Source organism: Chitinophaga sp. (genome assembly GCF_039596135.1).
Classification (GTDB): Bacteria; Bacteroidota; Bacteroidia; order Chitinophagales; family Chitinophagaceae; genus Chitinophaga.
Window position 1 is genome coordinate 69,006 of the sequence record NZ_JBCNKH010000003.1, and the last position, 20,748, is coordinate 89,753.

21 protein-coding genes are annotated in these 20,748 nt (G+C 45.1%); 11 read left to right on the top strand and 10 right to left on the bottom strand.

From position 1 onward, the window contains the following. Nucleotides 1-172 precede the first annotated feature (172 nt). From ABDW16_RS03685 to ABDW16_RS03730, 10 genes are all read left to right on the top strand, one after another. The gene (locus ABDW16_RS03685) at nt 173-745 is read left to right on the top strand and encodes an RNA polymerase sigma factor (protein WP_343667782.1); all 573 of its coding nucleotides are present in this window, start codon (nt 173-175) and stop codon (nt 743-745) included. After that, nucleotides 745-1,296, top strand: a complete 552-nt coding sequence (locus ABDW16_RS03690; protein ID WP_343667784.1) for a hypothetical protein — start codon at nt 745-747, stop codon at nt 1,294-1,296. The genes ABDW16_RS03685 and ABDW16_RS03690 overlap by 1 nt, the downstream gene beginning before the upstream one ends. Continuing rightward, nucleotides 1,280-2,368 carry a hypothetical protein gene (locus tag ABDW16_RS03695; RefSeq protein WP_343667785.1) on the top strand — a complete coding sequence of 363 codons (1,089 nt, stop codon included), beginning with the start codon at nt 1,280-1,282 and terminating at the stop codon, nt 2,366-2,368. Before ABDW16_RS03690 ends, ABDW16_RS03695 begins: the two co-directional genes overlap by 17 nt. Nucleotides 2,369-2,393: 25 nt before the next feature. Further along, nucleotides 2,394-3,110, top strand: coding sequence for a head GIN domain-containing protein (locus tag ABDW16_RS03700; RefSeq protein WP_343667787.1), 717 nt, complete (start codon nt 2,394-2,396; stop codon nt 3,108-3,110). 170 nt (nt 3,111-3,280) lie between these two features. Beyond that, complete coding sequence (locus ABDW16_RS03705; protein WP_343667789.1) at nt 3,281-3,772, top strand: YajQ family cyclic di-GMP-binding protein; 492 nt, start codon at nt 3,281-3,283, stop codon at nt 3,770-3,772. Between the two features lie 161 nt (nt 3,773-3,933). Further along, nucleotides 3,934-4,185, top strand: a complete 252-nt coding sequence (locus ABDW16_RS03710; protein ID WP_083723668.1) for a type B 50S ribosomal protein L31 — start codon at nt 3,934-3,936, stop codon at nt 4,183-4,185. A gap of 72 nt (nt 4,186-4,257) precedes the next feature. Then, nucleotides 4,258-5,427, top strand: coding sequence for a putative sugar nucleotidyl transferase (locus tag ABDW16_RS03715; RefSeq protein ID WP_343667791.1), 1,170 nt, complete (start codon nt 4,258-4,260; stop codon nt 5,425-5,427). 31 nt (nt 5,428-5,458) lie between these two features. Next, nucleotides 5,459-6,220 (top strand): triose-phosphate isomerase, encoded by a 762-nt coding sequence (tpiA, locus tag ABDW16_RS03720; protein WP_343667792.1) that lies wholly within the window; start codon nt 5,459-5,461, stop codon nt 6,218-6,220. A gap of 215 nt (nt 6,221-6,435) precedes the next feature. Further along, nucleotides 6,436-7,047: a 2'-5' RNA ligase family protein gene (locus ABDW16_RS03725; protein WP_343667793.1), complete on the top strand. Its 612-nt coding sequence runs from the start codon at nt 6,436-6,438 to the stop codon at nt 7,045-7,047. A 315-nt stretch (nt 7,048-7,362) separates the two neighbouring features. Then, nucleotides 7,363-7,641: an acylphosphatase gene (locus ABDW16_RS03730; RefSeq protein ID WP_343667794.1), complete on the top strand. Its 279-nt coding sequence runs from the start codon at nt 7,363-7,365 to the stop codon at nt 7,639-7,641. Between the two features lie 240 nt (nt 7,642-7,881). Here ABDW16_RS03730 and ABDW16_RS03735 read toward each other — a convergent pair whose 3' ends face one another. The 7 genes from ABDW16_RS03735 to ABDW16_RS03765 all read right to left on the bottom strand — a co-directional run bounded on the left by ABDW16_RS03735 (nt 7,882) and on the right by ABDW16_RS03765 (nt 16,084). Further along, nucleotides 7,882-9,015 carry a C1 family peptidase gene (locus tag ABDW16_RS03735; protein WP_343667796.1) on the bottom strand — a complete coding sequence of 378 codons (1,134 nt, stop codon included), beginning with the start codon at nt 9,013-9,015 and terminating at the stop codon, nt 7,882-7,884. A 119-nt stretch (nt 9,016-9,134) separates the two neighbouring features. Then, nucleotides 9,135-11,090 carry a M56 family metallopeptidase gene (locus ABDW16_RS03740; protein WP_343667798.1) on the bottom strand — a complete coding sequence of 652 codons (1,956 nt, stop codon included), beginning with the start codon at nt 11,088-11,090 and terminating at the stop codon, nt 9,135-9,137. Between the two features lie 11 nt (nt 11,091-11,101). Further along, nucleotides 11,102-11,494, bottom strand: coding sequence for a BlaI/MecI/CopY family transcriptional regulator (locus ABDW16_RS03745; RefSeq protein WP_343667799.1), 393 nt, complete (start codon nt 11,492-11,494; stop codon nt 11,102-11,104). A 241-nt stretch (nt 11,495-11,735) separates the two neighbouring features. Next, nucleotides 11,736-12,371 (bottom strand): hypothetical protein, encoded by a 636-nt coding sequence (locus ABDW16_RS03750; protein WP_343667800.1) that lies wholly within the window; start codon nt 12,369-12,371, stop codon nt 11,736-11,738. Between the two features lie 99 nt (nt 12,372-12,470). Beyond that, complete coding sequence (locus ABDW16_RS03755) at nt 12,471-13,349, bottom strand: DUF4249 domain-containing protein (RefSeq protein ID WP_343667801.1); 879 nt, start codon at nt 13,347-13,349, stop codon at nt 12,471-12,473. A gap of 5 nt (nt 13,350-13,354) precedes the next feature. Beyond that, the gene (locus ABDW16_RS03760) at nt 13,355-15,733 is read right to left on the bottom strand and encodes a TonB-dependent receptor (RefSeq protein ID WP_343667803.1); all 2,379 of its coding nucleotides are present in this window, start codon (nt 15,731-15,733) and stop codon (nt 13,355-13,357) included. Between the two features lie 135 nt (nt 15,734-15,868). After that, nucleotides 15,869-16,084, bottom strand: coding sequence for a hypothetical protein (locus ABDW16_RS03765; RefSeq protein ID WP_343667804.1), 216 nt, complete (start codon nt 16,082-16,084; stop codon nt 15,869-15,871). 94 nt (nt 16,085-16,178) lie between these two features. Here ABDW16_RS03765 and ABDW16_RS03770 point away from each other — a divergent pair, with 94 nt between their 5' ends. After that, complete coding sequence (locus ABDW16_RS03770) at nt 16,179-17,177, top strand: AraC family transcriptional regulator (protein ID WP_343667806.1); 999 nt, start codon at nt 16,179-16,181, stop codon at nt 17,175-17,177. Between the two features lie 18 nt (nt 17,178-17,195). Here the strand turns inward: ABDW16_RS03770 and ABDW16_RS03775 are convergent, their stop codons facing one another. The 3 genes from ABDW16_RS03775 to ABDW16_RS03785 all read right to left on the bottom strand — a co-directional run bounded on the left by ABDW16_RS03775 (nt 17,196) and on the right by ABDW16_RS03785 (nt 20,737). Then, a complete protein-coding gene (locus ABDW16_RS03775; protein ID WP_343667807.1) occupies nt 17,196-17,825 on the bottom strand; it encodes an NAD(P)-dependent oxidoreductase in 630 nt (209 codons plus the stop codon). A gap of 52 nt (nt 17,826-17,877) precedes the next feature. Then, the gene (locus tag ABDW16_RS03780; RefSeq protein WP_343667809.1) at nt 17,878-18,291 is read right to left on the bottom strand and encodes an Rrf2 family transcriptional regulator; all 414 of its coding nucleotides are present in this window, start codon (nt 18,289-18,291) and stop codon (nt 17,878-17,880) included. A gap of 232 nt (nt 18,292-18,523) precedes the next feature. Next, nucleotides 18,524-20,737, bottom strand: a complete 2,214-nt coding sequence (locus ABDW16_RS03785) for a sodium-translocating pyrophosphatase (protein WP_343667810.1) — start codon at nt 20,735-20,737, stop codon at nt 18,524-18,526. Between the last annotated feature and the right edge of the window lie 11 nt (nt 20,738-20,748).

The window sequence follows — 20,748 nt, forward strand, 5'->3', positions numbered from 1 at the left end:
CGGCCTGTTTTTTAGGTACATATAAGGATGGATAGGACGTAACCCCATGGTTGCGTCCTTTTTTTTCAAATCATAATCGTTTGATTGCTAACATTTTGACTGCTTTTAATTCATAATTCCCCAAAAATTTCCCATCAGCGGTGCAACCTTTTTTAAAAATATTGTCTTTATTATGCAAGCATCAGCCAACAACAACTTGAATCAGACCATTATAACAGATCACCTGGTAGCCCAGTGCAAAAAGGGAGAGGTTCGCGCGTTCCGCGAGCTGTACAATGCTTATTCGGAAGCAATGTATAACATCTGTTTACGTATGACTGGTAACGCAGCTGATGCTGAAGATACACTGCAGGAGGCCTTTATACAGGTGTTCCGGAACATTGACCGCCTGGAAAATACGGGTAGCGTGACGGCCTGGATCAAAAGGATCGTGGTCAACCATTGCCTGAGCCACCTGCGCAGAAAGAAAGTGTATTTTGAAGAAGTGGACAATATAGATGTCGCAGAAGACAAAGCAGAAATGGACGAAGATAGCTTCACCTGGACAGTTTCCGCTATCAAAGATGCCATACAGGGATTGCCGCATGGTTACCGTACTGTGCTGAACCTTTACATCTTTGAAGAGTACTCCCACAAGGAGATTGCTACCATGCTGGATATATCTGAATCTACTGTGAAGACGCAGTACATGCGTGCAAAAGACAAAGTGCGGCAGATCATTAAACAAAAAAATGCAATACGCTGATGCCAGAACAGAGTTTTGAAGAATTTATCAGGCAGCACCGTTCAGATTTTGAGCAGCCCGGACCCAGACCCGCTTTGTGGGATAAACTGGAGAAGGAACTTGCGCCACAGAAAAAAGGAAAGGTGTTGCAAATGTTGGGGCGCAATTGGCTCAAAGTAGCAGCAGTACTGGTGCTGGTGGTGAATACCATTGTCATCTTCCAGTTTCTGCAAATGAAGAAACAGCAGCAGGTAGCCGCCGTTTCGCCAGAGTTGCAGGAAGCCGGTATTTACTATACTTCCCAGATAGAGAAGCGCCTGTCTGAAATCAAGGCTTATCCACCGGCCGTACTGGGCCTGGATAGCGCCGCCCGCAAAGAACTGGAACTACGCAACGATACCTACAAGGTGTTGGAAGCAGAACTGGTTCAGAACCCGGGAAATGAAAGAATTAAAGCAGCCATGGTCCGCTACTATCAACTGAAGCTGGACCTTCTTGATAAAATACTTGATGAGTTGAGAGACAAACAGCCCGTTAAGCAAAAGCAGTCAAATTATGAAAGAGAAATGTAAAATACTATTACTACTGTTATTGCCCATAATGGCATTTGGTAAAAAAGGGGACAGTGAATTCAAGCGCGTTATTTCGAAAGATTATGCGAATGGAAGTAATTCAGTATTGTCCATATCTAATAAATACGGCAAGATCATTATCCATACCTGGAAGCAGAATCATGTTAAAGCAACCATCACCATTACCGGTTTTGGAAAGAATCCCGACGAGGCACAGAACTCAGCGAATATGGTAGATATTGATGAGAGCAATGCCAATGGAAATATTTCGCTGCAAACCAGTTATCACCCGCTGGGTTCCACGGGCAGACTATTCAACTGGGGCGCCAGGAGAGATAGCAAAGATTATGTAAACATCGACTACGAAGTATACGTACCTGAAGATCTGCGCAAACTGGCGCTGGATAATAGCTTCGGAGATGTGTTGACAGATGTGCTGAGTTTCCCGGCTACTATTGGCTTAAATTATTGTACCTACGATATCAGGGAAGTGCAAAAATCTTTAACGCTGAGTATGAACTATTGCGATAAAGGCCGCATTGGCAAGGCCGATGCACTGATTGTACACGCTAATTATTCCAATCTGAAATGTGATAATATCGGCTCTCTCAATACCCGCTCCAACTACTCCGAATACGAACTCGGTACTGTCGGAGTGCTGGATTCAAAGTCTAACTACGATGATTACAAAGTAGCCAGAGCTGCCTCTGTCAATATCACCTGCAATTATTCTGATTTCAATATTGCAGAACTACAGGCAGAAGTAAATGCAAAACTGGTGTATGGTGATCTGAAAGTAAAGAGCATAGGGAATGGTTTCAAAGGCGGTAGGATCACGCTCACTTACGCGGATATTAAACTGATGGGTATGCCTTCGCGCATTGGCTTACAGTTTAGGATCAGTTTGCACAACGGTGATGTACACAACGGCGGTCTGTCTATGAAGAGTGAAAGCTCTGTAAAGAAAGCATCACAACTCACCTATAACGCCATCTCCGCAGGTGGCAATGATCAGTCGCCTACACTGACAATAAATGGTACATACAGTGATGTTTCATTTGGTACGAACTAAAATCCATCCTTTAAATAACACAATTATGAAAACAACAACTATTGCATTCCTGATGCTCTTATTCACCAGCGTGACCGTATTTGCACAGAAGGAGCATATAACCGGTAGCGGAACCATTAAGAAAGAATCAAGGTCTGCGTCTCCATTTAAAAGCATTGCTGCCTCAGGTAGTTTCAATGTATACATCACACCTGGTTCAGGTAGTAGCATTGAGATAGAAGCAGACGATAATATACTGCCTTACATCGTGACAGATATAGAAGACGGCGAATTGCAGTTGCATGTAAAGAAAGGATACAACATCAAGCCTTCCCAGAAAATCACGGTAAATGTGACGATGGCCGAAGTGAAGTCTCTCGCTGCCAGCGGCTCCGGTGGCTTCTATAGCAAGGGTACGCTGAAAGGTAACAAAGTAGAATTGGGGATCAGTGGTAGTGTGATCATAGATCTGGATCTGAATGCAGATAAGCTGGAAGTTGGTGTATCTGGTTCAACCAAAATCACACTGAAAGGTAGTATCCCAGATGTTGAATATGGTATTTCCGGATCAGCGAGTGTAGACGCTTTGGCGCTGCAATCACAGGATGTGGAAGTAGGGGTATCAGGTAGTGGCGACCTGGCTGTATATGCAGCAAAGAAACTGGATATCAGTGTAAGCGGTGGCGCCAAAGTACGTTACAAAGGTAATCCTTCCATTAACCAGTCTTCTTCAGGCTCCTCCAAGGTGACGAAGATCGACTGATAAAGAAAGAGAGTTGTTGGTCGCTTGTAAATATCAAGTGACACTGTTCCCTGCCTAGGAAGGGAATTACCCCGGGAAACGTCCCGGGGTTTTTCATTTTATAAGCTACATGGTCGCTATTTCCTAATTCATATTTATATTTGCCTTCTGTCACAAAAAAATAACTCATTATGCCATCCTTTGATATTGTTAGCAAAGTGGACACACAGACACTTGACAATGCGATAAATACGGTAAATAAAGAAATCACTAACAGGTACGATTTCAAAGGCTCTCATGTCAATATTGCGCTCAATAAAAAAGACCTGAGCCTGGCTATTGAAGTAGAGAGTGAGATGAAGCTGGACCAGGTGATTGACGTGCTGATCAGCCGTACTATAAAGCAGGGGCTGGATGCGAACATTTATGACCTGAGCAAAGAGCACTACCAGAGCGGTAAGGTGGTAAAGAAAGATATCACAGTACGCAATGGTATCAAACAGGAAGATTCCAAGAAGATTGTCAAAATGATTAAAGATTCCGGCACCAAGGTACAGGCGGCCATCATGGACGACATCGTTCGGGTAACCGGCAAAAAAAGAGATGATCTTCAGGAGGTTATACAGCTGCTCAGATCGGGCAATCTGAACATACCCCTCCAGTATGTGAACATGAAAGATTAAAAAAATTCAGTCTTAAAGTCTGGAAATTTAAAATAAATAATTACCTTTGCAGCCTGTATTATAAATATTGGTATGAAACCTAGCATGGGCGTTCATCAACTGTAAGAAGAATGAATATGCGCGGTTGCATCTGGTAAAAAACAAAGAAAACTAAAATTCTGATGAAACAGGGAATCCATCCGGAAAGTTACAGGTTTGTAATATTCAAAGATATGTCTAATGGACATACTTTCTTGAGCAAGTCTACCGCTCCTACTAAAGAAACTATCAAGTGGGAAGATGGTAACGAATATCCAGTGATCAAGCTTGAAATTTCCAATACTTCACATCCTTTCTATACCGGAAAGAACGTGCTGGTGGATACAGCAGGTCGTATCGACAAGTTCAACAAACGCTACGGAAAGAAAGCCTAGTAAAGGCCTGTCAAATAATTTAATGAGAATCCCATCGACTTTTTCGATGGGATTTTCTATTTTTATCCCCTTATGGAGCGGCATTATATTCTATTTGACTCTCCTGCACGCGATTTGTTGTACCCTTTCACTCATACCCGGCCGGTAGCGGCCATCCGTGTAGGGATACTTACCATAAGAGAAAAATGGGAGCGATGGCTCAATGCCAGCGCCAGCTTCCTGACCCTTCCTTATCTGCAGGAAAAATTTCCCCTTCAATCTATTACTCCTGGTGATCACTGCGTGCTGATCAATGGTCATATATTGCCCGATACTCAGCTGGTACAGGCTATCAGGACCTTAAAAACAGGGGCGGAGCTGTATAAAGACAATATATTACTGGCCAAAACTGTGGCTGGTAGTGATCTGCAAAAAAACACCACCGGTGACCGGGTTAACTATCAGGAATCAGTACAGCAGCTGACGTATCCATGGGATATATTTCGATTAAATGATAGTGCTTTGCGCCAGGACTTTGCCCTGCTCACAGCAGGTCGTATTTCTGCCCCGATATCGGGTTCAAACCAGGTCAGTGGCGCGGAAAATATCTTCCTGGAGCCGGGAGCTGTGGTAGAACACAGTATCCTGAATGGAAAGACGGGGCCGATCTACATTGCCAAAGGAGCAGAGGTGATGGAGGGCTGCCTGATCAGGGGCCCATTGGCGCTTTGTGAAGGTGCGGTACTGAAGATGGGCACTAAAATATATGGCGCTACCACCCTGGGACCTGGTAGCGTAGGGGGCGGAGAGATCAAGAATGTGGTAATGCTGGGATATTCCAACAAAGGCCATGATGGCTACCTGGGAGATTCGGTGCTGGGTGAATGGTGCAACCTGGGCGGAAATACCACGAACTCAAACCTGAAAAATAACGCCAGTACAGTAAGGATCTGGGTCGAAGCCCGGAACGAGGCGATACCGGCTGGTACCAAGTGTGGACTGATCATGGGCGATTACAGCCGGAGCGGTATTGGTACAATGTTTAACACAGGCACTGTAATTGGCGTTTCGTGTAATATCTTTGGAGGCGAATTTCCGCCTAAGTTCGTACCCTCCTTTTCATGGGGTGGGGTACAACCTGGACCTTACAGGGAACAGGAGGCTTTGCGGGATGCCCGTCAGTGGATGCAGTTCAAAGGTCAGCAGCTGGGAGACGTGGAAGAACGTTTGCTGAAAGCTGTATATGCAGCAGTAAAATCTTAGATTCAATATATCATTAACAATAGCGATAAACATGAGAAAAAAAATCGTTGCAGGAAACTGGAAAATGAACCTGACCCTGGCGCAGGGTGAGCAGCTGATCAATGACGTACTGGCGGCAGGTCTGCATCTGAAGGAAGGACAGGAAGTTGTATTTGCTACCCCTTTCCCTTACCTGGTGAAAGCGAAAGCATTGCTGAAGAACAATCCTGGTTTCTTCCTGGCTTCACAGAACAGTGCGTCAGAAAAATCCGGTGCTTATACTGGTGAGGTATCAGCAGAAATGCTGCAGTCTGTAGGCGTAGACTACGTGATCCTGGGTCATTCTGAAAGAAGAGAATACTTCCAGGAAAGTAACGCAGTACTGGCTAAAAAGATCGACCTGGCACTGGCAAACGGTTTAAAACCTCTTTTCTGTTGCGGTGAACCACTGGAAGTGAGAAAAGCTGAAACCCAGAACGAATATGTTGCAAAACAACTGGAAGAAAGCCTGTACCACCTGTCAGCTGAGCAACTGAAGAATGTTGTGATTGCTTATGAGCCAATCTGGGCAATCGGTACTGGTCTGACTGCAAGTGCAGCACAGGCACAGGACATGCACGCATTTATCAGGGCACAGATCGCTGCTAAATACGGCCGTGAAGCTGCCCTGAACATCTCTATCCTGTACGGTGGTAGTGCAAAACCTTCTAATGCTGTTGAGCTGTTCTCCTGCCCTGATGTGGATGGTGGTCTGATCGGTGGTGCATCTCTGGTAGCTGCTGATTTCGTAGCAATCATTAAAGCACTGGCATAAGCCAATTACATATTTATTTTACTCCGGTATGGTAGCCGTTTAAATGGCTGCTGTACCGGTTTTTTTATACCTGCGGGTGCTATACTTTTTAGTATTAAACAAAAATAATTAGTAAAAAATGCTAAATAAATTAGTATTATTGAAATAAAGATTCTATATTTGTAATGTCAATATTCAAATAACCAATACACTTTAAGTTCAAAACTTATTTGGTTATGATTACAAATAATAACGTTATTCCTGAACAGGAATTATTGTATGACTACTTATTAGTAGTTAATCCCGGTACTCATATCAACAATGATGTAATGGCTTTAAAGCGGATGGTAGCACAGGAGCTGGGCATTAGTGATACCCGGTTTTCACAGGCTAATATCAGTCTTTTCCGTTCTGTATTTCCAGTGCGTTTTGAGGATGACTTTGTCAGCTTGTTGGATAGTATAGCAAGCAGACAATCAGGTTTTACCTTATATACTTCCCGTTTTGATCACTTCGAGCAGCAGCACGACAGGCGCACGATCTTTATCAATGTGGCGAATCCCAAGCCACTTGTAGAACTGCACAAAAGGATCTTACAGGAGTTCGATATCAAATCCAGTCCATATAAGCCACATATCACGATAGCGAGGGGGATGAATACCCGTGAGTTTGATCAGGTATATGATCATTTTTACAACCAGGTATTTGTACGCAGCTTTCAGTGCAAGAGTTTCACTTTATTGCGGAAACCAGCAGCAGGTGGGCAGTATGAAACGGTAAAGGAATTCTTCTTTGGTGATGAGGCAATGCGCGGACATGAGCATACGTTGTTTAATTACGCAGCGTAAGGAGATGGGGGCATTCTGTTTAATAATGATTCCCAGGCATCGAATGATCTTTAATGATTTCTACTCATCAAATGGTCTTTTAATGATTCTTACTCATCGAATGACCTTTTAATGATCCCTGCTCATCAAATGATCTTTTAATGATCCTCATTCATCAAATGATCCTTATCAGCGTTCCCAACCCTTGTCAACCATTACCAAACCAGCATTCGTCAGCTCTCCCTGCCCCCCGGCAGATTAATTTTAATTTCCCCCTGACTGTTCGTAGATTTAATATGTTCACAATACATATTTTACAACCGTAACAGCACAACAATGCAAAAGATACACAAAGTCATTATTGTAAAAGGCAAGGTGCAGGGTGTTTTCTTCAGAACTAATACCAAGCGGACCGCAGATGGGCTTGACATCAAAGGCCAGGTCAAAAACCTGCCCGATGGGAGTGTCTGGATTGCTGCAGAAGGAGAGGAGGCGCCAATGGAAGCTTTCATCGCCTGGTGCCGTCAGGGGCCTCCACTTGCCAAAGTAACAGGCATTACAATAGAACCCGGTGAAGTACAGGACTTCAGGACCTTCGAAGTCTCGCATCACTAATCTTTCATTCATTTTACAGATAAATATATTGCCTTTTGCAACCTATGCCAGCTAATAAAAAACCGCTTCTGCCGTAGGCAGAAGCGGTTTTTTATTGATTAGTATTTTAAGCCATCTTACCTGTCAAAATCGGTTCACCAGCAGGCTTATTATTTCTCTTTGTCAATAGCAATTCATTCCAATCAAAATCGATTCACTCATAGACTTGTCATTTCATAACCTATAGCAATTCTCACCAACTTACTTCAACGCCAGCTTACCCAACATCGCCTTATCCAGCACCGCCTTCGGCACCACCATCGTAATCGTATTCATCGCAAAATAAGGAATAGACACATGCATATACCCATCAAAAGGCCCGGCCTTCGGTCCCCATGAATTCTTTACAATGAAAAACTCCTTACCACCGGCTGACTTACCTAACCCCGTAATCTGCATCAGATGATCATCCTCCGTCACCAGCTCTTCATACAAACGTTGCCTGTCTGCTGCATTATACGCCTTCTCACTCATATCAGGATTGAAAGGTACTTTCTTCAACAAGGAATCTTCTGCAGGATATAATCCATATCCTTTACCAAGCACCCATCCCCTGTTGCTCATATCCGTATCCCACAATACTGTATACCCTTTATTCACCGTAGCTTTTGCCACATTCACCAGCTCTTCCAGTGGCAGGTTATAATAAGCACCATTAGAATAGTTATCAGGCACCTGCACAATAAAAGGCGCATAGTAAGGATGGTCGGTGAATGAGGTCAGGTTCACATAATCGTCCTGTGAAAACTTCACTACTTCTTTCGCAAAAGTTACAGGCGTATAGGTCTTGCCATTATAAGTAAATGAAGCCGGAACTGTACCTAAATAATTGTCCAGGATGCTGTTCACACGCACCGTCCAGTTATCCGGCAAAGGTCTCTTTACCTTCAGCAAACTATCCAGGTAGTTTTTCATCTCTTCCACCATCGGCCCATGATTATGACTGGTGCGCCCATCTTTCAGACCGCTGTAAACATTCTCAGGCATCAGGCCATAGATGGCTGCAGCATGCAGGAAATCATGCGCCAGACCACCTTCGTCAAAGCGGGTGAATCCCTGCCTGTGAATATAGTTCTTCGCCTTCTCCAGGTAGATATTACGTACAATGTACATTTCGGAGAGATCAAGTGCTGGCAACCCTTTTCTCAGGCATTCTGATTCCACTACCGAAGTAGACGAAAAACACCAGCAGGTACCGGTTTCTCCCTGATTTTTTACCGGTGTGGCGGCATTATTTTTAATGACGGTAAAGTCCAGGAGTGTTTTATTTAAATCCTGTGCTACAGCACCCGTAGCTAAAAGCATCATCAGTATCCCTTGGGAAATCTTCTTCATCCTTGTGGTGGTTTAATACATAAAGATAAGGGGGAACCATCAAATAAAAACGCTACTGCCGTAGGAACGGCAGTAGCGCAGTATAAATAACAGGCTTTGGCGGAAAGCCCCCCTATAATCTATTCTTCTACACTAATACTCAGACGGTCCTCTTTACCAGCAATCAACAGTTTCTTTGCATTCTTCAGGTAGCTTTTGTATTTGTCAGCTACTTCGGCAGACTGCTTTACATCATTGATGTAAAGGTCCCCGTCTTTTTTCTGGATGGTGTAACCCTTGCTGGCGTCGATCAGCTTATCAGCAGCCATTTTATCAATCATTTCTTTGTATTGTCCGTCAGCTTTGGCATGAACCGCATCCTCCCGATATTTAGATTCAGCGATGTGCTTTTTCTTCATCTCAGCTTTTGCGGTCGCCATTGCGAGTGCCATTTGCTCGCGGGACTCTTTCATCGCCTTTGCTGCTTCCTGGCGACCTTTCTCCATCGCCTCCTTAAATTCCTGGCTGTTCATGGCCGCCCTGGCAGATTCTATACCCATTTTGGCCGCAGGAATAGCTACATCTTTGATTGCAGATCTGGCGGCATCCAGGCCTATGCGAATACTCTCCTGGATATCGTTGGTATCGATGTTTACATTAGTATTCACATTCACATTAGGATGCACATTCACATCTTTCAAACTCTCCTTCACTTCCTTATTGATCTCATTCCAGTTAATATCCTTCATTGCCTTTTCAACATCTTTGTTGATCTGGGTCCAGTCTATATTCCTGATCGCGTTTTCAACCTCCCTGTTCACATCATCCCAGTTCACTTCTTTCATGGCATTGGCGATATCGTTGTTCACGTCATCCCAGTTGATATTAGCCATGGCGGCAGCTGCCTGTTCATCTGCAAGCTTAGCTTCGTGGTCCAATTGATCCTTATCCTGCTCCTCTTCTGTGTGAGCATTCGTTTTTGGCACAGTCGTATCACCCAGCAGCGTACGGGATATTTTAGTCAGTACAGGTGCCGGTGTACTTTTGTTTGTCTTTTTTGCCCGTGCCTGAATGGGATTCAACCATGCAATAGCGACCAGGCTAACGGCGATAATCAGTACCGCCAAAAGTTTCTGTGTATAATTGATGTTCTTGGTTTTCATTTCCATGATGCGTTTAATGCGGTGAAATAGATGTTGTTTATTATCTGCCGCTGCCATGGCCAGTGCATTAACTGTTAACCGGTATTCTTCTAATGCTACAAGCGCTTTGGCATATTGCAGGGGTTGCACCTGGCTTGCAATAACAAGGTCGTCGCAACAGTGTTCCCTTTCCAGCCGGATGTTTTTTGTGATCCACCAGATGAAAGGATTAAAAAACAGGATTGTTTCAACAATAGATTGGAAGATATTGAGTAGATAATCATTGCGTTTGATGTGTGCCAGTTCGTGCAGGAGAATGGCTTCCAGCTGTTCGGCAGTCAGGTTGTTGAACATGGCTACAGGCAGCAGGATCAATGGTTTCAGAAAGCCAATCATAACCGGCACCTGGATGTGTGTAGAGATCAGCAACTGCACCTTGCGTGGAATCCGTAACTGGGCAGCCAGCCGCTCCAGGTGCTTTTCCCATGCTGTATCTATAGGCAGCACCTGTTTGTTCCGGATCTGTTTCAGTTGCACCAGGTCCATAATTAGTTTGATACTCATGACAGCTACTCCAGTCACATATAAGGCAACCAGCACAGGAAACCACATTTCCAGCTGTGGAATGAAGTGCTTAATAGTGCTTTGACTGTGATATATCGGAGGAACATCGAGGTGCCGCTGCCGTACACCGGTTTCAATCATCACCCAGGTAGCCTGCCGGATGCGCAGTGCAGCAGTCACCTGCTGGTACAGCGTAATGGCGAACCAGGCAAAAATGCCGGTCAGTGACAGGTACGACAGGTTATACTTGATCCTGGCGCTCATGTGCGGCCACACATACAGTACCAGCCGGAGACAGGCGAAGATCAGAAACCCTTGCCACAGGGAATGTAAAAGCGCCCATCCAAATGCCTGGATCAGAATAGTCGGGAGAACAAATTGTGCTGTCATAAGACTTGAGTTTACCTTTTTTGCTGGTCTTCTATGTCATTCAGGTACTGTCTGATCTTGTCCAGTTCCTCTTTCGAAGAAGTATGATGACCAAGGGCCTGCATGACTAACTGAGAAGCAGAACCATTAAATACGGTATCAATCATTTTGTTCAGCAATTGCTGCTGGGTGTTTTCCTGTGAAATCGCAGCAGTGTAGACATGCGTCTTGCTGCTGGCATCCCTGTTTAAATAGCCTTTGTCATGCATAATCTGCATCAGCTTCAGGGTGGTAGTATACCCCGCATCTTTGCTTTTTGACAGCTCTTCGTGCACATCCCTTACCGTACAGGCGCCTTTCTCCCACAGGATTCCCAGAATCTCCAGTTCACTTTCCGTCGGTTTGCTATTTTTTGCTGTGCTCATTTTATTTTCAATGATTATTGATCTACGAATATCTTCGTAAGTAAATGTACGACACTTTTCGTAATTGCAAAATTTATTTTTCAGAAAACACAAAAAAGGCCCCTTCCGAAAGGAAGAGGCCGTATTCCTGGTTTGTTTATTCGAAAAAGTCGTGATTATTTTAAAAACAGGCATGCCATCCTTCGGCCACCCATTACAGCAAGACAGAACAGATAGCAATGCCTGGCACAAGTATCTTTTATCAGAACTTCCCGGCCTTAATTCCAAAATGGAAAGATGCCATGCTCAGATCCCCGTTAGAAATATTCGGTGTATTAGATCCCTGTACAAAGCGGTAGGTAGCTCCCAGGTCCAGTCTCAGGTAGCTGGTTACATTCAGCTCTATATTGGCAAATGGTTCTGCCACAAACAATCCGCTCCTGTCGTAAGAATGATAATGCCTATCGTCGTCATCAAGGTCGAAAGTTGCTTTGTTCCTTCTTCCTACGGCCCCGCCGCCTACCAGCGCACCTGCTGTCCAGTGGATCAGTTTATCAGTATTGTGGGTATATTCCACAGCAAGCCCGGTATACCAGAAATTCAAATATTGCTTATAACCCGTGGTGGCACTTGGTGCATACGTAGAAGTGATATTGTTTACCAGTGAATAGGCACCCGCACCAAACATCCACTTCCTGTTTATCAGCACCCCGCCATAACCGCCGGTCATAACCGCGAAATTACCATCTATCGATGTTAAATTGGCCGCAGGCACACCATATGCACCAATTTTTGCAGATGTAGACTTTTTAGAGAATAACGTTTCCGTCTGGGCAGTCTGAGCCCAGGCCTGCTGTACTGATGACAGTATCAGCAGCGCCAACAGCGCTTTTTTCATAAAATTAAGTTTAAAGAAAAGTGAGAGAGAAGAGAGGGAGAGAGGTCAGTCAAGGTGTGTTGAATTGGCCTTACTGACCCCCGCCCTTATAGAAGAAAATCAATTCGTGGTAATCGAGTCAGCACTTACAGCGGAGGTTCCAAACCATCCCAGCAGCTTTCCTTTGCCACCACCATCTGTAACGTTCCTGAGGTTAGTGCCTACATTGGCCAGTACAGTAGCAAATAATCCGCCTGATTCCAGCTGTGACTGCACAGATGTTACCCAGAAATAGCTCGGATAACTCAGTGAGCGCAGTTTCACAATCGCCAGGTCACCTTTCAGAAAAGGATGTTCGTCATCATTCACACTCTCTCCTACAAACAGTGGGAACTCCTGTCCGTCAGACAAACCTTCAGAGAATCCACCGTCAATGACATAGAAATCTTCTACGATATTGTTATTATTCAGATTATTCCTGTAAGATCTGACCCAGGTATAATCTGTCTGACCTGCCATATCAGTTGCATAGAATCGTACATAGTAACCTGCATTGCTTACACCATCATCCCCTTCTTCCTTGTACTTATAATCGATTTTTGAAATGGCGGCTACCGGTTTGATGGTATCCGTGGCTTCGTATGTATTTGAATCGTACTCCACACGCAGGCGGTAAGTATGATTGACCTGACCAATCTGTTTGCTACCCGGATCACATTTGTATACTGAATCTGCAAACACAAATGGATAAATATCGCCGGTTGTTTCATCATACAATGTAATGGTTGCATCACTGACCACAGGTGCTGAACCTGACTGTGTATAAGAAACTGACTTTGTAACCCTGATATATTGTGTACCCGGTTCAGTGGTAATCCATGCATCCACCACGGGATAAGAAGTACCATTGGGAACATCCAGGTCAATTACATCCGTACAGGCGCTCATCCCTGTCATGAAAGCTGCTAATATGCTAAGTTGGAAAAATCTCTGCTTCATGGCGGTTAAAATTTAAAATTGTAAGTAATACCTGGGATGATAGAACCAATGATAGACAGGCGAACTGCTTCTTTCTTGCTCTTGTCATCTTCATTCTGCCGGAAGTAGATAGAGTAGGCATTGCGGCGTGCGTACACATTGTACAGCGAGAACACCCATTCTCCTTTCCAGCGGCGCAGCTGCTTACCTTTCAGCGTCAGTGATACATCCAGACGGTGGAAGGCTGGCAGGCGGTAAGTATTACGTTTGTCAGTACTATTGTATGGAATATCCCAACCCTGGTACTCCAGGCGGCTGTCTGCATAGGTGGTAGGCGTACCTGTCGCATATACCCAGTTAGCAGAGAAGGAAGTACGTTTGTTGATTTCATGCGTCATTACGACATTCACATTGTGTGTACGGTCGTAGCGGTTCAGGAACCATTCACCCTGGTTGATACCTTCAGTTTTACGCTCAGATTTAGACAGGGTATAGCTGATCCAGCCTGTAGTAGAACCGATTTCTTTTTTCGCCATCACTTCCAGACCATAAGAGCGGCTTTTGCTTGGCAGCAGGTCTGCTTCAATGTACTGGTTCAGCTGCAGGTTCGCATTGTCAATGTAGTCCAGCTGGTGGTTCATGTTTTTGTAAAACAGTTCAGCAGAGATTTCATACCTGCCTGAAGTTGCATCGTATGCATAACCTACTGTGTACTGATCGGCAACCTGTGGTTGCACATTGTTGGTACTTGGCGTCCAGATATCGAGTGGCGTAGGAGAGGCGGTATTTGACAACTGGTGCATGTACTGCGTAGTACGACTGAAAGATGCTTTCAGGGCATTGTTGTCATTGATGCCATAGCGAACATTGATTCTTGGCTCCAGGTAGTTATAAGCTTTAATCAGTTCATTGGTACCATAAGTTTTGCTGCCTATGAGTGTTTTACGAATACCGGGTGTGGTATCATTGTAGTAGTAGGCGGTACTGTTACCCAGGTATTGGTATTCAGAAAGGCGAAGGCCATACTGCACTCCAAATTTCTTACTCGGTTTCCACTCATGATCAATGTAAGCAGCTGCTTCCAGGCCATGTTGCAGTGTCAGGTTCTTTACGTTTATGCTCGCACCGTCCTGGCTCACACCCTTACCCGGCTTGAAAGTGTAGTAGATACCCTGTACCCCGAAGTGCACACTGTTCTTTGCATTTATATAGTAAGTAAAGCCAGGTTTCAGACCGTAGTTGATGATGTTGGAAGTCCAGTTATAAGCCTGGTAATTATCACTTTCGTTTTTGGAAGTACCGTTGTTGAACTCAAGACTGTAGTCATAGTTACTATAAAAAGTAGTCAGGTTCAGGAACAATCTGTTGTTGAACACATGGTTCCATCTTACAGTAGCGGTTTTATTCCCCCAGTTCATATTCACCTGCGAGCCGAATCCGAATACGTCCCTTCCCAGGTAACCACTCACAAAGAGGGTATTGGTCTTGTTCAGTTTAAAGTTCGCTTTAGCGGTGATATCGTAGAAGTTTAATTTGGTGTCCTTCATATCTCCTTTCAGGAATGGCTTCATGAGAATGTCGATATAAGAACGGCGGGCAGCGACGATAAAGGAGGACTGATCCTTCACGATAGGTGCCTCGATGGAGAGACGGCTAAATACATTGCTGATACCGCCATTTACAGCCATATTCTGGTTGTTCCCATCCTTCATGCGTATGTCGAGTACGGACGAGGTACGACCACCGTATTCAGCCGGAAAACCACCTTTAATGAGGTTTACGCTTTTTACTGCATCCGGGTTGAATACAGAGAAGAATCCAAGCATGTGGGTGGAGTTGTATACAGGTGCCTCATCCAGCAGAATCAGGTTCTCGTCTGCCGCGCCACCACGTACGTTGAAGCCGCTGGCCCCTTCACCTACGGTCTGTACGCCGGGTAGGGTCTGGATGGAACGCAGTACGTCTACTTCACCCATAAAGGTGGGCATCTTTTTCATCTGGGCAATGTCCAGGCGGTTGATGCTCGTGTTCAGTGTATTGACTGCTTTCTCTTTTTTATCGCCGATCACTGTTACGGTGTTCAGCTGACTGCTGGATTTATCCAGTTTGATGTCCAGGGTCTGGTTTCCTTTCAGGGAAATGTGGGTTTTAATAGGAGCATACCCTACATAAGAGAACTGAATGTCATGGTCGCCGGCAGGTAATGTGAGAGAATAAAAGCCATATTCGTTGGTCACTGTACCAATGCCTGTTCCTGCTTTGGAAACGGAAATGCCGATCAGGCTTTCCCCGTTTTGCTGGTCTTTTACATATCCACTTAATGTAAACCGTTGCTGCGCATTAGTCTGTAGCGCCCAAAGCAATAGGATGCCAATGGACAGGAGCTTTACTAGCCTTGTCTTCATAAAAGGATTTGATAGTTATAAATTTTTTACAAAATGGTTGTAAGGTGCGCTAGTGTAAATCTAAACACGCATATATGACGTGGGATATTGGGGTTACCCCTATAGGTTGGCGTAGAAATTTTAAAAAAATAATCCTCAATCCAGTATATCGCATTGATAACCCATGCGTTGTAAAAGAAAAATAACTTCTCCTTCGTTCACAGGACCTCCCTGGCCCACAACCCGTAATACTTTATCGCAATCTTCAATATCTACAGTACAGGCTTGAACCCGGAACTCCTGGTGGATGGCCGAAATAACTTTCAACTTATCCAGGTCTGTATTGATATTTGTTTTGAATATTCCGATCATGTAATTATAATATTTAGTTTTGTGCAAAGGTGATGCACCTCGTCCGGCTAACTGTTACATGAAAAGGATAAAATTTTATATTTAACGGATTATTATGGGTGTCCAGATCAGAAATGATATAAATGAATTATTGCTCGAGGAGGAGATGGGGGACGACCTGCAGGAAAAACTCGTATCTACCATATTGGTAGAAGAGAAGCAGGAAATCAAATACCACTTTGGAGAAGCGGTATTCCGGGAAACCTTTTTTGACGGTTACCATATTTTCTCCGGCGATGCCTCTGTATACGAGAACCTGCATGTAGATTCTACAGAAGCCGTGCCGGCTGTGTCCCTGTTTTTTATGGTACGCGGACAGTTTAATACCAATGTAGGAAATGAACGTGAGCGCCTGTTTGCTTCCCGGGAGCACAATCTTTTTTTTAACCCGGCAGGCGTGGAGCATGCACACATCTCCAAACAGGACGGACTGGCAGTAGTAGGTATGAACTTCAGTAAAGAGCGGTTCCTGCAGCTGGCAAACAATAACGGCCGGGTCCTGGATATGCTGGCAAACAATGTGGCTGGCAACAGGCCCATTATACTGAATAAAAAAAGTAACCATCCCATTACCGCCCGCATGCTCATGATCCTGGATGATATCCGGAATTGCCAGTTCCAGGGCGGACATAAAAAACTATTCCTGCAATCAAAGGTGATAGAGTTACTGGCATTGCAATGCGAGCAGCAGGAGCAGGCAGAAGCTGTACGGAGAGAGCGGTTTGCATTGTCTGCAGTAGATAGAGAACGGATTTATTATGCCAGGGATTTTCTATTGACCCATATGCAGGCGCCACCTTCGCTGACAGAGTTATCAAGAGCAGCAGGAATAAATGAATTTAAACTGAAGAACGGGTTCAGACTGGTATTTGATAATACCGTGTATGGATACCTGAATGATCATAAAATGGAACATGCCCGGCAGTTATTGCAATCGCCGGCACAATCCGTGACGCAGATAGCAGAGCAGCTGGGGTTTTCATCAGTACAGCATTTCAGTACAGCTTTCAGAAAAAAATTCGGGGTCAGTCCCATAAAATTAAGGGGGCTATAATTGCCCCCTTAAATATGTTTAGTATGCAGCAGTAAACCTTGCCTTTACATGCTGGTTTTTCTCCACTTCGTCAATCAGCGCAACCGCGTAGTCCTTATTTGAAATCCTGCTGTTGCCTTCTGCATCAGTTACCAGGGTATCCTTACCCAGGCGGAATTTACCCGTACGCTCACCAGGGAAGATGTAGGCAGCAGGGCTCATTACGGTCCAATCCAGGTCGTTCTGTTGTCTCAGCCAGTAGAAACCTTCACGGGTAGCAGTAGCACCACCTTTCCACTCTGCAGGGAATTCAGGGGTATCCAGCAGTTGCACACCCGGTGCTACTTCCAGGCTACCTGCACCACTCACTACCAGTACACGCCTGATGCCGGCTTTTCTCGCACCATTTGCCAGACCCTGAATCAGTTTCAGGTAAGTAGGTGTATCATGCGCACTGAAAGAGCTGATCACAGCTTCAGTACCTTTAATCAATTCTGCAAGTTTGTCTGCATCCGCTACATCACCCTGCTTTACAGTCAGCCTGGGATTCGTAACAGTGACCTTTTCAGGATTACGCACAATAGCAGTTACCTCATGTCCTCTTTCCAGGGCCTCAGCCAATAAAGCGCCGCCGATAAAGCCAGACGCACCTACGATAGTCAGTTTCATTGTATTATGATTTTATTGTTATTAAAATTGTTACAGTTTGGTATAAAAAAAATCAAGACACGAACTGGGCACTGAACTGCGCCAGTGTAGTATGCTTCAGTTTCTCAAATACTGCCTGGTCGATTTCGTCGAAAAGGCCTTCCAGCGCACCATTGATATCCCTGCCCACCGGGCAGTCTGGATTCGGGAGGTTGGGAGAGAAGCCGAAGATGTGGTTTTCCTTCACTATCTGGAAAACATCGGATAAATAAATATTGTTTGGAGATTTAGTCAACCGGCTACCCCCGTTTTTGCCTTCCTTGCCTTCTACAAGACCAGCTTCTTTCAGTGCAGCCAGTTCCTTGCGCACCAGCGCAGGGTTGGTATTGAGTGAGCCTGCAATGATATCGCTCGACAGCCATTCTGACTCAGAAAGACTGAGCAGGCTGAGAATGTGAACCGATATTGCAAACTTACTTTTGACCATACTGTAATTAAAATGATTACAGTACAAAGGTAAGGAGTTTTTCAATTCCAGCAAATAAATTAATAATTAAATCAAAACCAGCTGGTTAGCTAGTGCTTCTATAAGGTTTCTATAAGCTCGCTATAAGCTTTCTTCGATGCTTGTTCGATGCTTGTTCGACGCTTCTTCGATTACTGTATAATTAAAAAGCCCCGGCTAAGTAGCCAGGGCTTTCAAAATAAACTTCAAATAATTACTTTTTAGCAATCACCTGCTCTGTCTTCACTTGTTGCTTTTTCGCAGTCTCAGCCTGTCCTGTATGGTGTATATCTGCCAATGTCGGCGCTATCACCAGGCTCACAATAGACATCAGCTTAATCAGGATATTCATGGAAGGACCTGAAGTATCCTTAAACGGATCACCTACGGTATCGCCAGTTACAGATGCTTTGTGTGGTTCAGACTTTTTGTAGTAAGTCTCTCCATTGATCTCCACACCTTTCTCAAAACTCTTCTTCGCGTTATCCCATGCACCACCGGCATTGTTCTGGAAGATCCCCATCAGTACACCACTTACGGTAGCACCTGCCAGGAAACCACCCAGTACTTCCGGACCAAACACAAAACCAACTACGATTGGTGTAATCAGCGCAATCGCCCCCGGCACCATCATTTTCTTGATAGAAGCCTGTGTTGAAATCGCCACACATTTATCATACTCAGGTTTGCCGGTACCTTCCATAATACCCGGAATAGTTCTGAACTGTCTCCGCACTTCTTCCACCATACTCATCGCCGCTTCGCCCACCGCCCGGATTGCCAGGGAAGAGAAGATAAACGGAATCATGGCGCCGACGAACAGGCCAGCCAGTACATTCGCCTTATAGATATCAATACCGTTAATTTTTGCTACCCCTACAAACGCTGCAAACAGTGCCAGCGCTGTCAGTGCAGCAGAAGCAATCGCAAAACCTTTACCTGTAGCAGCAGTTGTATTACCTACCGCATCCAGGATATCAGTTTTTTCTCTCACTTCCTTAGGCAGTTCGCTCATTTCAGCAATACCACCTGCATTATCTGCAATAGGGCCAAAGGCATCAATGGCCAGTTGCATCGCAGTCGTTGCCATCATACCCGCAGCTGCTATCGCTACGCCATAAAGACCCGCACAGGCATAAGATCCGTAGATCCCTGAAGCCAGCACGATGATAGGCAGCATGGTAGACTCCATACCCACAGCCAGACCACCAATCACGTTTGTAGCATGACCAGTTGAAGACTGCCGGATAATAGTCAACACCGGACGCTTACCCATCGCAGTATAAAACTCAGTGATGATACTCATCAGCGTACCTACTGCCAATCCCACAAAGATCGCTCCCACTACACCGCCCTGCGTAATCGCTTTGGCCCCTTCACGTAAATCACCTGTTCCTGGTAAATAATCACGTTTCAGGTAAATCGAGCCTTCAGGCAGGATCCAGTAAACTAACGCTGCGCTGGCAATAGCAGAGAGTACGATAGACCCCCAGTTACCCATATTCAGCGCTTTCTGTACAGTGCTGGTGTTCAGGCCCGCAGTTTCGGAGATTCTTACAAAAACGGTCGCCAGTATAGAAAACACGATACCAAAACCTGCAATCATCATTGGCAGCAGGATCGGGCCAAGACCACCAAATTTGTCGTTGGATACAATCTCGCTCCCCAATACCATTGTTGCCAGTACAGTGGCTACATAAGATCCAAAGAGGTCAGCACCCATACCGGCTACGTCACCAACATTGTCACCTACGTTGTCCGCAATAGTAGCGGGGTTACGGGGATCATCTTCCGGAATGCCGGCTTCCACCTTACCTACCAGGTCGGCGCCTACATCCGCAGCTTTTGTATAGATACCACCACCCACGCGTGCAAACAGCGCAATGCTCTCCGCACCCAGTGAGAAGCCTGTCAATACTTCAATGGTTTTGATCATCTCATCGGTGTTGGGAATTGCACCAAAGTAAGATTTCAAAATAATGAACAGGGAACCCAGACCTAATACAGCCAGTCCGGCTACGCCCATACCCATTACAGATCCACCGGTAAAGGAAACTTTGAGGGCTTGTGACAGGCTGGTACGTGCAGCCTGGGCAGTACGTACATTTGCTTTCGTTGCGATTCTCATTCCAATGAAACCAGCGGTAGCAGAGAATACAGCTCCAATGATAAATGCAAGGGCAATAGTCCAGTCAGAGTTTTTGTGGGAAGCCCCCATAATCCCCAACAGGATAGCGGCGATAATTACAAAATAGGTAAGGATCTTGTATTCAGCTTTTAGGAAAGCCATTGCCCCTTCTGCAATGTAGCGGGCTATTTCTGTCATCCTTTCATTGCCGGCATCCTGACGGGATACCCATGCACTGCGGACTGCAGTAAATAGCAGGGCAAGCAAGCCAAAACATGGAACGAGGTAAACGATATTCATATACGTGATTT

Bases quoted from the DNA above. Each gene is read 5' to 3' on its own strand.
- ABDW16_RS03685 (WP_343667782.1), top strand. From the start codon at position 173: ATGCAAGCATCAGCCAACAACAACTTGAATCAGACCATTATAACAGAT.
- ABDW16_RS03690 (WP_343667784.1), top strand. From the start codon at position 745: ATGCCAGAACAGAGTTTTGAAGAATTTATCAGGCAGCACCGTTCAGAT.
- ABDW16_RS03695 (WP_343667785.1), top strand. From the start codon at position 1,280: ATGAAAGAGAAATGTAAAATACTATTACTACTGTTATTGCCCATAATG.
- ABDW16_RS03700 (WP_343667787.1), top strand. From the start codon at position 2,394: ATGAAAACAACAACTATTGCATTCCTGATGCTCTTATTCACCAGCGTG.
- ABDW16_RS03705 (WP_343667789.1), top strand. From the start codon at position 3,281: ATGCCATCCTTTGATATTGTTAGCAAAGTGGACACACAGACACTTGAC.
- ABDW16_RS03710 (WP_083723668.1), top strand. From the start codon at position 3,934: ATGAAACAGGGAATCCATCCGGAAAGTTACAGGTTTGTAATATTCAAA.
- ABDW16_RS03715 (WP_343667791.1), top strand. From the start codon at position 4,258: ATGGAGCGGCATTATATTCTATTTGACTCTCCTGCACGCGATTTGTTG.
- tpiA (WP_343667792.1), top strand. From the start codon at position 5,459: ATGAGAAAAAAAATCGTTGCAGGAAACTGGAAAATGAACCTGACCCTG.
- ABDW16_RS03725 (WP_343667793.1), top strand. From the start codon at position 6,436: ATGATTACAAATAATAACGTTATTCCTGAACAGGAATTATTGTATGAC.
- ABDW16_RS03730 (WP_343667794.1), top strand. From the start codon at position 7,363: ATGCAAAAGATACACAAAGTCATTATTGTAAAAGGCAAGGTGCAGGGT.
- ABDW16_RS03735 (WP_343667796.1), bottom strand. From the start codon at position 9,015: ATGAAGAAGATTTCCCAAGGGATACTGATGATGCTTTTAGCTACGGGT.
- ABDW16_RS03740 (WP_343667798.1), bottom strand. From the start codon at position 11,090: ATGACAGCACAATTTGTTCTCCCGACTATTCTGATCCAGGCATTTGGA.
- ABDW16_RS03745 (WP_343667799.1), bottom strand. From the start codon at position 11,494: ATGAGCACAGCAAAAAATAGCAAACCGACGGAAAGTGAACTGGAGATT.
- ABDW16_RS03750 (WP_343667800.1), bottom strand. From the start codon at position 12,371: ATGAAAAAAGCGCTGTTGGCGCTGCTGATACTGTCATCAGTACAGCAG.
- ABDW16_RS03755 (WP_343667801.1), bottom strand. From the start codon at position 13,349: ATGAAGCAGAGATTTTTCCAACTTAGCATATTAGCAGCTTTCATGACA.
- ABDW16_RS03760 (WP_343667803.1), bottom strand. From the start codon at position 15,733: ATGAAGACAAGGCTAGTAAAGCTCCTGTCCATTGGCATCCTATTGCTT.
- ABDW16_RS03765 (WP_343667804.1), bottom strand. From the start codon at position 16,084: ATGATCGGAATATTCAAAACAAATATCAATACAGACCTGGATAAGTTG.
- ABDW16_RS03770 (WP_343667806.1), top strand. From the start codon at position 16,179: ATGGGTGTCCAGATCAGAAATGATATAAATGAATTATTGCTCGAGGAG.
- ABDW16_RS03775 (WP_343667807.1), bottom strand. From the start codon at position 17,825: ATGAAACTGACTATCGTAGGTGCGTCTGGCTTTATCGGCGGCGCTTTA.
- ABDW16_RS03780 (WP_343667809.1), bottom strand. From the start codon at position 18,291: ATGGTCAAAAGTAAGTTTGCAATATCGGTTCACATTCTCAGCCTGCTC.
- ABDW16_RS03785 (WP_343667810.1), bottom strand. From the start codon at position 20,737: ATGAATATCGTTTACCTCGTTCCATGTTTTGGCTTGCTTGCCCTGCTA.